The organism is Leptospira stimsonii (genome assembly GCF_003545885.1).
GTDB lineage: Bacteria > Spirochaetota > Leptospiria > Leptospirales > Leptospiraceae > Leptospira > Leptospira stimsonii.
Map to the genome: position 1 here is coordinate 895153 of NZ_QHCT01000001.1, position 15213 is coordinate 910365.

Annotated in this window: 12 protein-coding genes; 5 read left to right on the plus strand and 7 right to left on the minus strand. The window is 41.1% G+C overall.

From position 1 onward, the window contains the following. Positions 1-228 precede the first annotated feature (228 nt). Positions 229-885 (plus strand): CatB-related O-acetyltransferase, encoded by a 657-nt coding sequence (locus DLM75_RS04415; RefSeq protein ID WP_118967270.1) that lies wholly within the window; start codon positions 229-231, stop codon positions 883-885. A gap of 25 nt (positions 886-910) precedes the next feature. On the opposite strand, the gene DLM75_RS04420 is transcribed toward DLM75_RS04415, so the two are convergent. Further along, on the minus strand, positions 911-1369 hold the full coding sequence (locus DLM75_RS04420; protein WP_118967271.1) for a hypothetical protein: 459 nt from the start codon (positions 1367-1369) through the stop codon (positions 911-913). Between the two features lie 208 nt (positions 1370-1577). Here DLM75_RS04420 and DLM75_RS04425 point away from each other — a divergent pair, with 208 nt between their 5' ends. Beyond that, the gene (locus tag DLM75_RS04425; protein WP_118967272.1) at positions 1578-2372 is read left to right on the plus strand and encodes an SDR family NAD(P)-dependent oxidoreductase; all 795 of its coding nucleotides are present in this window, start codon (positions 1578-1580) and stop codon (positions 2370-2372) included. Between the two features lie 17 nt (positions 2373-2389). On the opposite strand, the gene map is transcribed toward DLM75_RS04425, so the two are convergent. After that, the gene (map, locus tag DLM75_RS04430; protein ID WP_118967273.1) at positions 2390-3148 is read right to left on the minus strand and encodes a type I methionyl aminopeptidase; all 759 of its coding nucleotides are present in this window, start codon (positions 3146-3148) and stop codon (positions 2390-2392) included. 218 nt (positions 3149-3366) lie between these two features. Between map and DLM75_RS04435 the strand changes: the two genes are divergently transcribed. After that, entirely contained in the window at positions 3367-4389 is a 1023-nt protein-coding gene (locus DLM75_RS04435) for a cyclic nucleotide-binding domain-containing protein (RefSeq protein ID WP_118967274.1), read from the plus strand. On the opposite strand, the gene amt is transcribed toward DLM75_RS04435, so the two are convergent. The 3 genes from amt to DLM75_RS04450 form a co-directional block, all read right to left on the minus strand. Continuing rightward, a complete protein-coding gene (amt, locus tag DLM75_RS04440; RefSeq protein ID WP_118967275.1) occupies positions 4386-6491 on the minus strand; it encodes an ammonium transporter in 2106 nt (701 codons plus the stop codon). The two genes, DLM75_RS04435 and amt, sit on opposite strands and share 4 nt — an antisense overlap. 377 nt (positions 6492-6868) lie before the next feature. Continuing rightward, positions 6869-7963, minus strand: a complete 1095-nt coding sequence (locus DLM75_RS04445) for an MltA domain-containing protein (protein WP_118967276.1) — start codon at positions 7961-7963, stop codon at positions 6869-6871. A 2-nt stretch (positions 7964-7965) separates the two neighbouring features. After that, positions 7966-9579, minus strand: coding sequence for a 7TM diverse intracellular signaling domain-containing protein (locus DLM75_RS04450; RefSeq protein ID WP_118967277.1), 1614 nt, complete (start codon positions 9577-9579; stop codon positions 7966-7968). A gap of 428 nt (positions 9580-10007) precedes the next feature. Between DLM75_RS04450 and DLM75_RS04455 the strand changes: the two genes are divergently transcribed. Continuing rightward, entirely contained in the window at positions 10008-10601 is a 594-nt protein-coding gene (locus DLM75_RS04455) for a TetR/AcrR family transcriptional regulator (protein ID WP_118967278.1), read from the plus strand. Then, positions 10588-11091: a PaaI family thioesterase gene (locus tag DLM75_RS04460; protein ID WP_118967279.1), complete on the plus strand. Its 504-nt coding sequence runs from the start codon at positions 10588-10590 to the stop codon at positions 11089-11091. The genes DLM75_RS04455 and DLM75_RS04460 overlap by 14 nt, the downstream gene beginning before the upstream one ends. A 194-nt stretch (positions 11092-11285) precedes the next feature. Here DLM75_RS04460 and DLM75_RS04465 read toward each other — a convergent pair whose 3' ends face one another. Together DLM75_RS04465 and DLM75_RS04470 are read right to left on the minus strand one after the other, a co-directional pair. Continuing rightward, positions 11286-12218: a cation diffusion facilitator family transporter gene (locus DLM75_RS04465; protein WP_118967280.1), complete on the minus strand. Its 933-nt coding sequence runs from the start codon at positions 12216-12218 to the stop codon at positions 11286-11288. 250 nt (positions 12219-12468) lie between these two features. Continuing rightward, positions 12469-14988, minus strand: a complete 2520-nt coding sequence (locus DLM75_RS04470) for a SpoIIE family protein phosphatase (RefSeq protein WP_147456603.1) — start codon at positions 14986-14988, stop codon at positions 12469-12471. Positions 14989-15213: the final 225 nt, after the last annotated feature.

Here is a 15213-nt window from a genome sequence, read left to right on the forward strand (position 1 = left end):
AAAAATTCAAAAAGTAGTCCTGAGTTTCAGAAGAGAAAAAAGTCCTTTCGGTCCCATAAGAGGACTGAAAGGACTTGAAATTATTGACAAGAATCCGTTTGAAAGAAAATTGGATTTATTATGAGCCTTTGAATCCACCTCGCTTTTTTGAATATTCTTTTTCTATTATATTCAAATTTCACTAAAATAAAAACGACAACGAACCGCTCTATTATGCGGAGGTTATTTATGACAAAATCAAATCCGAATTCTTTCGGACCGGATCCTTCTACGCCGCATCCTTTTCCACAATTTCCAAGGATCTCATTTTTAAAGAATTTTATCCGTTCAGCTCTGATCGAAGTGGGAAATTATACCTACTACGACGATCCGAATGGAGGGGAGAATTTCGAGGTCGAGAATGTTCTCTATCACTATGACTTTCGAGGAGATCGGCTTATAATCGGTAAATTCTGTGCACTCGCTACAGGCGTAAAATTTATCATGAACGGAGCCAATCATAAGATGAACGCATTTTCCACCTATCCGTTTGCTATTTTTGGAAACGGATGGGAAATTGCGATGCCGCAGATGCAAGATCTTCCTCTCAAAGGTGACACGATCGTAGGGAACGATGTTTGGATCGGAACGAACGCGGTCGTTCTTCCGGGAGTAAAAATAGGGGACGGTGCGATCATCGGTGCTTACTCCGTTGTTACGCGTGACGTTCCACCTTATTCGATTGTAGCTGGAAATCCGGCGGTCGTCATTCGAGAAAGATTTCCAAAGGATATAATCGAAAAGCTCCTGAAGTTAAGATGGTGGGATTGGACTCCCGAAAAAATTACGAATTCATTGGAGTTCCTTACGACTCTCGATTTCAAAAAATTAGAAGAATTCGCTTAACAAAAAACTTTTCGAAGGGAGAATTCTATTCTCCCTTTTTTTGAATGCAGGAAGTATTCTTTCTGTCGAAAGGATTCGTAACGATTTCGGAATTTGTAATCCATTGTTTTCCGGTTTTTGGACAGTAATAAAGAATCGCTCCGGAACGATCGTGATAACCGATGACCTGTTGCAAAAGAACTACGAGTTCGGAATAGAATCTTTGTTTTGTTTTTGAATCCGTCGTATTCCTGAGTTCTTTAACGATCGGAAGCGCCTTCTTAAAAATGTCGGAATCCTTTTCTTTTTCACCGCCTTTTTCCAGAAGAACTTCCAGTGGTTCTGTTCTTACGGCTCCTTCCTTTTCTAAATCGATTTGATCCGTAAGTTTCGAAAATTCTTCCAATACGAAGCTTGCCTTTCCTTTATGCGAAAACAAAGATCCGAATGAAAAGAAGATCAGCGTTATGATGAAAATTCCAAAAATTCTAAAGTTGAAAACCATGTTTGAAATCATAGCCAAGGTAGCGCAAAATCGAAAACCAAAATTAAATATAAAATCCCATTATTCGGATCGAAAAATAATTCACGTTTTTTTAAAATTGTCACCACTTGGATTTCGTAATTCCTTCTTGAATGCGTTTATCCCTCAAGGTAGAGGATGAATTCGAAATCGATATTCTTCAATTAAGAATCTAAAAAAGGGAGCGAATATGAAATACGAATTGGTTTTGATAACCGGCGCATCCGGTGGCTTAGGTACCGAATTTTGCAACCAACTTGCGGCGAGCGGAAGCGATTTGATCCTTACGGATTTATCTTCTAGTTCGCTCAAAAACCTTCAGAGTGATCTTGAAAAAAAATACAAGATTCAAGTTCACACGATTCCCGCTGATCTTTCGATTTCGGAAGGGCGTGATAAAATCGTTTCTTACTTATCGAAGAAAAAGTTAAAACCGGATCTATTGATCAACAACGCGGGCCTTGGTTATATCGGAGATTTTGCGAATGAACCCGAATCCAGCTTCTTAACGACGATTCGAGTCAACGTAGAAGCGTTGACTGCGATGACTCGAAAAATTCTTCCGATCATGCTCGCGAACGGAAAAGGAAGAATTCTCAATCTCGCCTCAACGGCTTCCTTTCAACCCGTTCCTTATTTTACGATCTATGCCGCTAGTAAAGTATTCGTTTTATATTTTACGGATGGCCTGAGTTACGAACTCAAAGGAACCGGGGTCAGCATCCATGCAGTTTCTCCGGGGCCGATTCGAACTCCTTTTTTTGGAAAAGCGTTTCCGAAGGGATTTAGATCTCCGGATTTATTCTGGCTCACTCCGACCAAGGTCGTGAAGACCGCTCTCGCCGGAATGGACCGTGGAAAGACGATCATCGTCGTAGGTTGGGTGAATCATATTCAACAAATACTAACCTCGATTCTTCCGAGGAGAATGGCGGCTTGGATCGGATCGCTGGTTTTTTCCATCGGGAAAAAAAGAGAAAATTAGAAATTTAGAATATTCTATTAAACTCCGTTGCTTGCCGTGAGAAGAATCGGTTCTTTTTCCGTTACGACGATCGTATGTTCCTGCTGTGCGACGTAGCTCCCGTCTCTGGTTACGAGCGTCCATCCGTCCGAAGTCTCCATCGCGATTTCGGATTTAGTCGATATGAACGTTTCTATCGCGATGACCATTCCCGATTTTAATTTCTGAGAATATTTTTTGTCTTCGTAACAAGGGATGTATTTCGGAGCCTCGTGGAGACTTCCTCCGGTTCCATGTCCCATTAAATTTTTAATCACGGTAAAGCCGTATGATTTCGCTTCTTCGTGGATCGCTTTGCCGATATCGCTGATACGATTTCCCGCTCTAGCCACGGAAAGTCCCTTGTAGAGAGACGTTCTAGAACAATCTACGAGCGAGCTAAGAATCGGATGGCCTTCCCCAAGAATGAAAGAACTTCCGTTGTCCCCAAAATATCCTCCGAGTTCTGCGGAAACATCGATGTTGATCAGATCTCCGTTTTTTAGAATCTTCTTTGAGGAGGGAATTCCGTGCGCGACTTCGCGGTTGACGCTGATACAAGTCGTTCCCGGAAAATTGTAAGTAATCACCGGCGCGGATCTCGCTCCGTATTTTTTGAGAAGATTCAAACCAAAGTCATCCAGTTCTTTGGTGGACATTCCCGCTTTCGCATATAATTTCATTTCTTTCAAAACGAGTCCTACGATTTTGCCGATCCTTTTCAGACCGATCAGGTCTTTTTCCGTTTCAATGGACATTTGATTTCTCCGATTCGATTCTTTTTTGTTCCTTTCTGAAAGTCAATGGATTCACGAGGTCTGCAACTTCGTAGGACGAAATTATCTCATTTTACCATTTGAAGTGAATAGTCCTTTTGGATTAATCGTGGTTAGGTTTACCCTTTTTTTCTTTTGCGTTTAAGAATCATTCCAATCGTTTCGTCTATTGATTCTAATTTATAAAAGAATAGTAGCAAATGCCTCCTGAATCACCTAACATATTAAATCACATTCAGCCGATCGAATACAATAAAGGCCAGATTATTTTCCGGCAAGGAGATCCTTCCAAGGATCAGATGTTCTTCATTTCTAAAGGTTCCGTTGTTTTATCCGAAACCATGGATGGAAAAGAACGTGCTATTTGTCGCATTAACGAGAACAATTTTTTTGGCGAAATGGCCCTTTTAACCGGCGGAAAAAGAACCGCGTCCGCGATTTCTGCAGTTGATGGGGTTCGTTTGATCTCTTTGGACAGTAGTATCATAGAAAATATGATCCATAAAAATCCGAAGTTTATGTTTCGGATGCTTTTAACGGCGGCGAGCAGGCACTATCGAGAGGAGCTCAATTTTTCCCAATTGCAACGCGTCTTAAAAATCGATCCTTCCAATTTGGAGTTCGCTCAGGATTATGAAAACTGTAGAATTCACAACCTAGGCGTAATCAGCAGAATCTACGGACATCTAAGCAATTATTTTCCTCCGGGAAAATATCTGTTTCGTGCCGGGGAACCTGCTTCCGAAAAACTTTGGTTCGTACTCCAGGGTAAATTAGTGCTTTGTAAAGTAGCGCGAGACGGATCGGAATCGGATGTAAGAGATTATCATCCCGGAGACTTGCTGGATCTTTCCTCTCTGATCGGTTCTAACCCGAGAGTTTTCTCCATAAAAGCTGTCGACGATACGGCGGTTGTTACATCCATCGATCGCAACTTGTTGTATCGAGTTCTAACCTTAAATCCGAAATTATTTTTCAACGTCTTTAAGACGATCGTCTATGATTTTACGATTCTCAATCATTGTTCTAAGATGAGTAAGATCGCAGAATCGGGCGTGAGTAGCGGAGTGGCAAGTATTCCGGAAACGGAAGAAGTAAAAGGCGAGAGCGGAGAAGGGTTGGATCATCTCGCAGAGCAAGCATCTTCAGCGACATTGGATGATCAGGACGTCGCAAGCTCCGTACCGGAAACGGCCGGAGCTCCGAGCAAAGAAAATTCTTAAGGCCTAAATCCGAAAAAGAGTTCTTCGGACGGAAGATTTTTCCGTCCGGTAAGAATGAATGTGCTGATCTTACCCTTTCCTTTGATCTCGACGTCTTCCCGTTTTTCCATCGAAAATTCTTCCGAAATCAAATCCGCAGTGGAAGGTGTAACTTGAATTTGTCCGCTTAAACCGTGAGATTCCATTCTACTCGCTACGTTGACCGCATCCCCCCAAATATCGTAGATGAACTTTTTCGTTCCGATCACTCCGGCGACAACAGGACCCGTATTGATTCCGATCCGCATATCGAGTTTTAGATTTCCTTCTCGAATTCTAAATCGTTTGAGCATCTCCATCATTTCCCAGGCCATATGAGCAATTGCTAATGTATGGTCCTTTCTCGGTTGTGGAAGACCGCCTACGACCATATACGCATCGCCTATCGTTTTGATCTTTTCAAGTCCGTATTTTTCAGCCATCAAATCGAATGCGGAAAATACCTTGTTAAGAATTCGAACAACTTTTTCAGGATGAAATTTGCCCGCGATTTCGGTAAAACCGACTATATCGGCAAATAATATACTAGCTTCGCTGAAGCTTTGAGCGATGACCGAACTATCCTTTTTCAGTTTATCCGCGATGGATTTAGGAAGTACGTTTAACAAAAGTTTTTCGGCTCTTTCCTGTTCTTTTTGTACCTTCGCATAAGCCTTTGCGAGTTCCTTTCTCGCCTTTTCATTTTCGTCCAAGGTGATTCGAACCGTTCCGAGTACTTGATTGTATCGATCCGCGATTTGACCGACTTCCGTGAATGGTTCCACGGGAACGTTATAGCTCAAATCTCCCGTTTTTTTTTGGTGCTCCATAACCAGAAAGAGATCGATCAATTCGGTTGTCGCCCTATGTTCAGAAATATTCAATCCTTGGTATTCTTCTTCCGGATCGACTCTTAAGGTAAAGAATCGGTTGATCGAACGAAAAATTAGGTAGGAAGTTCCAAAGGCGAATGCTCCGATACAAACGATTCCTAAAAGCTGAACCTGAATCTGTTGCCAACGTGTTAAACCTGAGTTTAGAATTTCGAGATTCCCGAAAACTCCGACGCAGATCGTTCCGAAAATTCCCATTCCCAAGTGAACCGGTACCGCTCCGACCGCGTCGTCAATTTTAAGTTTTTCTAATATATCTTCGATAGGAGAAACGAGAATTCCGGCAAGCATTCCTATCAATCCGGCTTCCATCGCATTGACGACGTTCGCACAAGCCGTGATCGCGACAAGTCCGCCTAATGATCCGTTTAATGGGAGAACCGCATCCGGATATCCTTTTCGAAACCATCCCACAAACAATCCGGAAAACATGGCGGCCCCTGAAGCGAGAACCGTGTTTAAAAGAACGGTAGGAACGTGTTTGTCGAATGCAAGTGTGCTCCCTCCGTTGAATCCGAACCATCCTACCCAAAGAATAATTCCGCCTAACATTGCCAAGGGGAGATTGCTCCCGGTTACCTTTCGCGGCGGTTCACCGTCCACGAATCTCCCACTCCTAGGACCGACTACGAGTAGGAAGGCCAGCGCTACCCAGCCTCCGACACTATGAACTACCGAAGAACCGGCAAAATCTCTAAAACCTAAAACGGATAACCAACCGTGGGTTTCCGATTGATAAAGTCCGGCCCAAACCCAATGTCCCGCGATCGGATAAATAAAACCGGAGATTAAAATCGTAGAGATGATATAAGAAACAAACTTGAGTCTTTCCGCGATTGCACCCGATACGATTGTTGCGGCTGTTCCACAAAACACCAATTGAAATAAAAAGAAGGCGGGACTCCAGAAATCGTCCGGAGGAAATACTGGTAAGAACCAAGAGGTGCCGAAAATTCCTTTCCAAGAATTTCCGAACATAAGACCGAAACCGATAAACCAAAAAAGGACCGTGGCGATCCCAAAGTCGGCGATATTCTTTATCGCTACGTTGATGGAATTTTTGGCCCTGGTTAGACCGGATTCTAAAATTAAGAATCCGCCTTGCATCAAAAGAACAAGCCCTGAACAGAGTAGGATCCACAAAACGTCGGTTAATGATTTTTCAGTCGCGCCCATAAACATTAAATGCATGCATACTTCCTGTAAAATTGAATCCCAAATTTTCCGTTCTTATTTTTTTCCCAAATTCATTCTCCATTGAGATGCAATACATACTGAATGGATCGAACTCTTTTGCCGCATTGGAAAGATAACTTAGGGAACAGTCTTTTTATTTTTAAAATCGGTCCGTTATGTTTCTATTCCTAAGTTTTATATGAATGGAAACAAAATGATTCTTCTCTTGGAATAAGAAACGGATCAGCATAACGTTGTAAAACGATTTATTAGAATTCTTTTCAGAATGATTGTTACGTCTTTGAGAGAGAAAGACTATGATTAAAATTGAATGCACTTATTAATGCGAAGAGCGCATTCGATACAATTTGCAGATTCTTTGAATAAATTGTCTACTTCTTCGGCAGAATAAGAACGATTCTTCCCGGAGTTTGGATTCGTCCTGCTTGTTCTTCCGCCTTCTTACCGGTTCCCAAAAAGTAATCCAGTCTTCCGTGTCCCGTTATTTTTGATCCGCGATCATGAACAAAGACCAAACGGTTCTCCTCCTTAACTTCAGGCGAGTCGAAGGAAATCAAAACGGGAATACCCAATGGGATATTGGGGTCCATAGCCGCCGATCTTTTGGGAATCAATTCGATTCCTCCGCTTCCTCTCGGAGCTGAAGATTCTTTTTGAAAGAACACATAACGAGGATTTTTTAAAATTGCCGTTTTAACCTCTTGAGGATGTTCGACGATACAAACTCTTAGATCGGATGGAATCAGACTTGGACAAACGCCGTTTAAAAATTCCGAAGGACTGATATATTTTCTACCGTTATCAGAGGAATACGTTATGCGAAACGGGTCCTGTGCCGGTAATTGAATCACCGCAGAACCTTCTAATTGAGCCAGATGAAGATCGACGATTTTAACAAAAGCGATCGGATTCGTTTTGTTTTTCCAAGAGGCGGAATCCTCCAATTCGATTCTGCTTTCGTAAGGTACGAAGTTACCTTGGATCATCTTACCGACTACTTTCTCCGTTCCAATTTTTTTTACGGTTAAGTCCGAAGGAGTTTCTAAGATCGGATATGAAAACTCTCCTTCCGGGCGGTTTCTTCCTTCCATGATAACTTCATAATATCCGGTGATCTTTCCTTCGGTCGGATCGGTTGTTTCCAGAAGAAGGAATGATTTCTGAAATTCAATGTTTCGTCTTTCGGAGTTCGTTTCTTTCAGAATATTTTTTAACTTCTCCAGAGAACTTAGAAAGTCCTTTTTATTGTAAGAATTCTTATAAAGTTTCGTTTTCCATTTTGAAGGTAGTCTTTCAAAATAAGATTTCGATTCTTGTAAGGCGCGCTCCAGGTTTTTTTGGTCTTCGATCCATTGAAGGCTCGGCGTTTTTTTTATCGGAATAAAGCCGGATTCTTCCAAGTCCTTAGATTTCAACGCAACAAAATTGGATAGGATAAATAGACAGAGAATTTGAAAAAGGCGCATTCTTAGATCGATTCTGGAAAGAGCATCAGCTTGTATTCCGATGGTGTCATCCCAGTAAATGTTTTAAAGGATTTTTCCAATTCTCTTACGGAAACAAAGCCCGATCTTCTGGCTACGTCCAAATGTTTTAGATCTTTTCTCGTTTTTAAAAGATGTTTTGCTTCATCAACTCGAAATCGGTTGATATAACTTTCAAAGGATTGGAGCTTCGTAGTTTCCTCAATGAAATGTTCAAGATCTTTCGGGCTGATCCTTAAGATACTCGCGAGATCTTCCTTGTTTAATTCCGGATTTTTAAAAATTCTTTCCACTTTAAAAAGATGATCTATGCTAAATTGTAGAGAAGGGGCTTTATTGGTGGAATTAGGATCCGTAACACGTTCCGGCTTTCGTAACTTCTCCTGTAATTGTTGGATGTCATAAGCACGACTCAAGGACTTTCTTCTGACAAATTTTTCTCGGTCCGATAAGCTGATCATTACAACAATATAAACGGTTGGAAGAGCTACGACGTATGCGTGTACCGTATATTCGTGGTACTGAATGACATCCATATAATAAAGAAGTGTGACCATTACGCTTACAACAATCGGAATCATACAAAGTGTGATTTTTCGCGCCGGTCGAAACGAACGAAACACGATGACTGTGCAGACTATGATTAAAGAACACGAGACGATATAAGTCCAAGCGAATATTTTTATCGAAAGAGGTCGATAAGAAAGAAAGGAAGTAAAAATAGCCAAAAATAGAACGACCAATGAACCGACTAACAGCGATTTTTTGAAGTATATCGGAAGTGTAGTCGGTGAAAGAAACTGATACATGAAATGCAATGAACTCGCAAGAGCCAGTAACGCGAAAAGGGACGGTGTTATATTTTGAAATTCCGGAAACATGGGCCACAAATATTTGTAGCCGCTTGCAAAACACGCCCATCCTTCTAACGAAACGAAAATCAAAAACCCGACGATATTCAAATAGATCGGATCCAATGTTTGGCGATAAACGAAGCCGGTCAGTAACGATATAAAAAGGCTGAGCATCAACGTAAAAAGAATGATTAAATTTCTATAATAACTGCCTTTCTCGTATTCCAGTCCCGATTCCAAAAGTAACGGAAAATTGATAATCGAAGAAGTAAGAACGAGGAGGTAATAAATATTCTCCGAGTTTTGATCTTCGGAAGGTTCGAGATGAAATACCGGATAATAATCGTCAACCGATCTTTCGGAATACGGAAATCGATCTCCGGAAACTTGAACGGAGGATTTGGAAAAAAGTGCGGCCGCGTCCATCGTTACTTGAGGGATTCTTAAAAAACATCTGGATCTCGGGTATTCTTTGATATTGAATCTAACCCATACGGCTTGCTCGATAAAACCGAATTTTAAAAACGGTTTTTTGAGCTCCGAATAAGGAAGATCGGTTTTCGGTTTGGAAGGAATCGAATTTCCGGGATTTTGATCCAGTGCGAGTTCTATTTTTCCGAATTCGCAGACTTCTATTTGCGGATTTGAATAAAGGACGTTCGGCGACAACAATCCTAAAAATAGAAAAATAGGAAAGAGACTACTTAATACTTTGTTTTTAGATTTTGTTAAACGACAGGACATTCTTATGAAATTGTTTTTATTTAAAGCTCTGCGAAAAATGGAAGTATTGGAAAACCAGCGTTAGTCTTTGTTTTCTTCACTTTCGTCCTAGTCGGGAACTTAAGTGATCTAATATTATCAAGAGCTACTATTCCAGTCAAGAGTTCCAAAGATTTTGGCCGAGTTTTTCTGCTCTTCTTTCAAATCGAAATCCGAAAATTGAAGTTCTGAATTTATAGTTTTAGATTGTTTTGTTTTTTGCTAATCCGATTTTGATTAAGCGAAGTGTAAAAAAATATTAGATCCGTAGAGCCTCTGGCAATTATTTAGACTGAAAAAAAAATGAATTTCCACACAGAACTTTTAACGCATTCAAACTAAAATTCCGCAATAACTCTTCTCTAAAACGATTGACCGCCTACCTACTGGTAGGTAGGTTTATTATCGATATGAAGCTCGTCGGAGATACTAAGGAGAAGATCGTTCATCTCGCGAGAGATTATTTTCAGAGAGTTGGATTTCAATCTTTCAGCTTTCAAGATATCGCGGATGATCTTGGGATTAAAAAATCCAGCATTCATTATCACTATTCTTCGAAAGAAGAATTGGGTTTGGAGCTTCTGGAAATCTTTTATAAAGATTTTGAGGAATATATTGAAAATCTAACGGAACGACCTCCGAGAGTTCGATTGTTCGGTTTGTTTAAACTCTACGAAGCCTATACGGGGGAAAATGGAAAAATCTGTCCTTTCGGTGTTGTCGGCAACGAATATCACGTGTTGAGCCAGCCGATAAGAGATAAGGCGCTGATTCTTCACAATCAGCACCGTGATTTTCTCATTCAAACGTTAAGCGACGGTGCCAAAGAAGGTTCGTTTTTTCTTTCATTAACCACGAAAGATACGGCGGATCTTTTTATGTCCGCAATTCAAGGAGCGATGCAGATTGCAAGGATTCGTAAAGATCGAGATTACTTTCCTCGAATAATCAAAAGTCTCAAATCGATGATTCAAATTAAGGAGCATAAAAATGCCGGCCACTGAAACGATTACGAAAGTAAACGAAGAACTCAAAAAAATGTCCGAAAAAATGGCGAAAGAATTCGGTATCAGCCTCGAGGTTCCTCCGAAATCTTTTAAAGAAATGAAAGGGGAATTTTTGGAAATAGAATCCAAAAGAATTTTGGTTCGTTTCCCGTATGACGCTCGTTTTGCGAACCCCATCGGAATGTTTCAAGGTGGAATGCTTTGCACTGCACTGGACAACACCTTCGGACCACTTTCTTATATTACCGCGAAAAGACCCTGTGTTACAACCGATCTTTCCACACAGTTTTTTAGATCGTTCGCGCCTCAGGATGAATATATCGAAATTGAAGCGAGAGTCGTCGCAAAATCCCCCGCGATGTTGACGATGCTAGCGGAAGTCCGGAATCCGAAAAAGAAACTGATTGCTACGTCCACGACGAGTATGTTGATTTTGCAGGATTCTATGTTGAAGCGAATGAGCAATCGACAAGACTCAGAGGAATAGATTTTTTTCAATTCTTCTTACGCGCTTTTTGGTCCAGATCGAAGTCGAGGATCTGCGAGAGATTTTTTATTCAAAACCTCTCGCAGACTTCTCGAATCTTTTTTCCTTTTCCGAAACGTATAAAAACGGAAGAGAAAAAGAATTTCATTTTTTGTTGTAGAAAATGGAACACTCTAAATTCCGATTATAGAAAGCTATCTACAGTCTATTTGTCCGCAATTGTCCCTTTCTTCTTCAGTTTCCAAAGTTACGTGAGCGATTTGTAGTTCTTTCAAAATGGCTCTTGCTTCCGATTTAATCAGTCTTCTTTTTTCCGATGTAAGATCGTTCTGTAAAACAAGGTGAGCCGTTAGGGCATTTTCGGTCGTACTCAGAGGCCAAATATGAACATGATGAATATTTAATACTCCTTCGATGGACTTCAGTTGTTTTTCAACCGTTTCGGAATGGATTTTATCGGGTGTGGAATCCAAGCTTAAACGAAGACTTTCCTTAAAAAGAGGAATATTTCCATATAAGATGATCAAACCGATGATGAGGCCGGTGATAGGATCGATCCAATAGATTCCTTTCCATTGGATCAATAGACCCGAAACGATGACTCCCAAAGAAACCAACCCGTCTGCGAGTAGATGTAGGTAAGCGCCTTTCAAGTTTAAGTCGCTGTCCTTACCTTTGTGAAATAAAAACGAAGTAGAGAAGTTTACAAAAACTCCCACGAGCGCAACGAGCGCGATCATTCCACCGGGGACCGGACTCGGCTTGGAAAGTTTTTCAATCGATTCATAGACGATAAACGCGAAGGTTCCGAAGAGAAGAATGGAATTGAGAAGGCTGACTAGTATCGAAGACTTTTTCAAACCGTAAGTAAATCCCCGCGAAGGAGCCCGTTGCTGGAGTTTAATCGCAATCCAAGCGAGGAACAGAGAACTAACATCCATTAAGTTATGGCCCGCGTCCGACAACAACGCAAGAGAGCCCGACCAAAGACCGATTCCCGCTTCGATTGCGGCATAGAGAAGATTAAAAGACATGGCGATCAACAAGGCTCTGCTCGAACTTTGATGATGATCATGGGCGTGATGAGAATGATCGTGAGAATGGTGATGCGAGTGATGATGACCCATGTTTGTTACCGAATCGAAATGGAATTCTATTCCCAGATTAGAGGTTCCACCGATATGTAAATAGAAAAAAACTTTTGTTGTTGAGAATCGATTCTCTTATGAGAACCCCTTTGGGTATGATTCCTCACAAGTCACATATATTAGACTTTTCTAAAAGAATTTAAGTTTCTTGAAATTGATTTCCTAATATCGGAGAGAGCCTCGATTTAGAAATGTCACGTTTTCTCTTTTTGATTTTGAAAAAGAGAGTTCAAAGAGGAGTCGACTTTGAATTCTTTTTTTGAGAAACGGTCGATTCCAAAATTTCTTCTAACTTAAGAATTCTTTCCGCGTTGTTCAATCCTTTGTATGCTCGAATGAGATTTCTCAGATTTCGGACGTTTTTCGGATCTCGGATTCTAAGCCGCTCACCTACGTCCACGGACTGATTCATATCTCCGGCCTTTCTTAACATTCTCGAAGTATAAGCGAGCATTACGTCGTCCGATGGGATCGCTTTCAAATATTCGTGGGCGCAGAAGGAAGCTTTGTCGTATTCTCTCAAACGAAAGTAAGCCAAGCTAAGTTCTTTCAACGCGGCCGGATGTGCTTGTTTCCCGTCGTTCCATTCGGCAAAAAATTTATCCAGGGACTTTTTATCTTTTTTGGAGAATTTGATTTTCACCTTTTTAGGAACGATTCCGTTCCATTCGATTCTCATGATGGAAAGATCGTCGGTAAGAACTCCCTCCCTTTCAAGTTGAGAGTTGATTCTTTCCAAATCACCTTTGGATTCTTCTACGATGCGAAGAATTCTGGTCTCATCGTAGTTCATATTATTTTTACCGTCGATGTTCTCCAAAAGAATGTCGTCGCGGCCGTCCGATCCGTTAAAGAGAACGTCCCCCGGCATAAACTGAAACGTTTGTACGGAAAGTGTTCCTTCCACAAGTTGAGATCCGAGCTTTCTGTAAAAAACGTTCTCGCCTAAAAAAGAAGCGATTCCATCCCGATAAAGAATGGAATAAGGATGTTCCGCGTTCATATAATAAGTAAAACCGGTGTCGTCCTCGATGACTCCGAGAACGATCGAAACCAACATGGAACCTTCGAAACTTTCAAAAACTCTATGCAATTCTATGAATGCGTTTTTCAGCCATCGTTCCGGATAAAGGTCTTTCATAAAAGCGCTGAAGCGGGTTCTTTCTATGATCGATTTGAAAACCGCACCCAAGACTAAAGCTCCGCCGGCTCCTTGCATCGATTTTCCCATCGCGTCCGCATTGAAGAATACGGTGACTCTTCTTCCTTTGAGAACGATACTTTCCGTCTTGCAGAGATCACCACCGATTTCGTTTCTGATATTCTTAAAATGAAACTGTTTCTTCTGTTTGATAAAAAATTCGATCTTAACGTTTTCGCTTTCCGCGTTGTTTTGTCCAAGAGGATTGATGAGCAAGGAGGTGAGAAAATAATCTCCGTCTTGTTGGTCTTTCAGTTTGCTCATCTTATCTAAAGTATCCGTAAGTTCACGGGTTCTTTCTTCTACTCTTTGCTCGAGATTTGCGTTCAGTTCTTCCGTCTTTGCATGAAGTTCGCTGAATCTTTCCGCGAGAATCGTGGCGATTCCCATCACATAAAAGAAGAATCCGTATTTACTCAGTGCAAGACCCGTATTGAAGATTAAGGAATCCAAAACGTCGAAGATCGCGGTAAAAGTGATAATCACGGTGCCTAGGAAAAGCCGTTTCGCAGAAGGAAGTTTTAGTCGAATGCCCTTGATCAAAACGTAAAAGTTTACGGGAACAGCGTAGAAGATCGCTCCCATTTGCCACAGTCGAAGTACGTATTCGGAAATATACATCGGGGTGAACAAAGTAGGAATCACCAAAATAAGATTGAAGATAGAATAATATCGAATCGGAGCGATCGTCTTCCCGTAAAAAAGCTGACTCATAAAGGTAAAATAGCTCGAAATGCAGATATACAGCGCAATCAATTCGATTCTTTGGATGAGGGTGGAGTCGATTGGATTTTCAAAAACCGCTGACGACCTAGTGTATATATAAAGTCCGAGTAAAAGGGCGAAAAGACCGAAGGAAAAATTGTGTCTTTCCTTTCTCCGTTTTAGAAAGAGAAAAAGATGATATAACCCCGTTGTGATATAAATTCCGATCAGGATCAGTGCGATCCGATCTTGTTCTTTATATATTAAATTTTTATAATACCCAATCTCATAGCCGGAGGTGAGATAGAATCCAGTATGATCGTATTTCGGATCGCCCGAAAGTTTGATTACGAGGCGATTTCCTTTTTGTTTGAGAATTTCGCGATCGATTTCGTAAACCTGACCTCGAACGGTCCTATGGAAAGTTACTTTATCGTTCGAAATTTCCCCTTCCTTTGCGATGATCTTTCCGTTGATATAGATCTCGAAAGTTTCTCCAATTTCACCGAGACGAACTCCTGGTTCCAAAGGGCTTTCCAGGAAGCCGTTCGGAAGATCGAACTCGGTGTAAAAAGTAAAGGTGTGTAGGGAAGAATGATGCGAGTAGAATTTATTTACCCAGATCGGAAAGGTTCGAACATTCTTCCATTCCGAATCGAGAGCGAAGTTTTCCTTTAAAAAATCATTTTCAAAACGATCTATAATTCTCCATTCTTTCGGAGTACAATTGTCTTCCGCATCGCAGGTCTTGACGAGGTCGATCGAATTCTGCGCAAACAAAGTGGAATGGAAAAAAAAGAACAAAAAAAAGGTATATGCAAAAGTTCTAAACTGCTGATTCATTTGTCTTTTGGAAATGGCTCCTCCAAGGAGCCGATAAAACCAGAACTTCACTGGGAAGGACCAAAACTTTCTTTATCGGAGTTGTTACCGATTTTTTTACCTAAGAAAGAAAGCGATCAAGAGATCCATGGGAGAATGAAATGTCGCATCGCATTTACAAGCATATTTTTTACCGGGAAATGCTCCCCGTTCGTTCTTGCTCCTAAAAGGAGTTAGATCGTTCTT

Excerpts from the sequence above, each read along its gene's own strand:
- DLM75_RS04470 (WP_147456603.1), bottom strand. The coding sequence starts at position 14,988 with ATGAATCAGCAGTTTAGAACTTTTGCATATACCTTTTTTTTGTTCTTT.
- map (WP_118967273.1), bottom strand. The coding sequence starts at position 3,148 with ATGTCCATTGAAACGGAAAAAGACCTGATCGGTCTGAAAAGGATCGGC.
- DLM75_RS04455 (WP_118967278.1), top strand. The coding sequence starts at position 10,008 with ATGAAGCTCGTCGGAGATACTAAGGAGAAGATCGTTCATCTCGCGAGA.
- amt (WP_118967275.1), bottom strand. The coding sequence starts at position 6,491 with ATGCATTTAATGTTTATGGGCGCGACTGAAAAATCATTAACCGACGTT.
- DLM75_RS04450 (WP_118967277.1), bottom strand. The coding sequence starts at position 9,579 with ATGTCCTGTCGTTTAACAAAATCTAAAAACAAAGTATTAAGTAGTCTC.
- DLM75_RS04465 (WP_118967280.1), bottom strand. The coding sequence starts at position 12,218 with ATGGGTCATCATCACTCGCATCACCATTCTCACGATCATTCTCATCAC.
- DLM75_RS04415 (WP_118967270.1), top strand. The coding sequence starts at position 229 with ATGACAAAATCAAATCCGAATTCTTTCGGACCGGATCCTTCTACGCCG.
- DLM75_RS04445 (WP_118967276.1), bottom strand. The coding sequence starts at position 7,963 with ATGCGCCTTTTTCAAATTCTCTGTCTATTTATCCTATCCAATTTTGTT.
- DLM75_RS04435 (WP_118967274.1), top strand. The coding sequence starts at position 3,367 with ATGCCTCCTGAATCACCTAACATATTAAATCACATTCAGCCGATCGAA.
- DLM75_RS04420 (WP_118967271.1), bottom strand. The coding sequence starts at position 1,369 with ATGGTTTTCAACTTTAGAATTTTTGGAATTTTCATCATAACGCTGATC.
- DLM75_RS04460 (WP_118967279.1), top strand. The coding sequence starts at position 10,588 with ATGCCGGCCACTGAAACGATTACGAAAGTAAACGAAGAACTCAAAAAA.
- DLM75_RS04425 (WP_118967272.1), top strand. The coding sequence starts at position 1,578 with ATGAAATACGAATTGGTTTTGATAACCGGCGCATCCGGTGGCTTAGGT.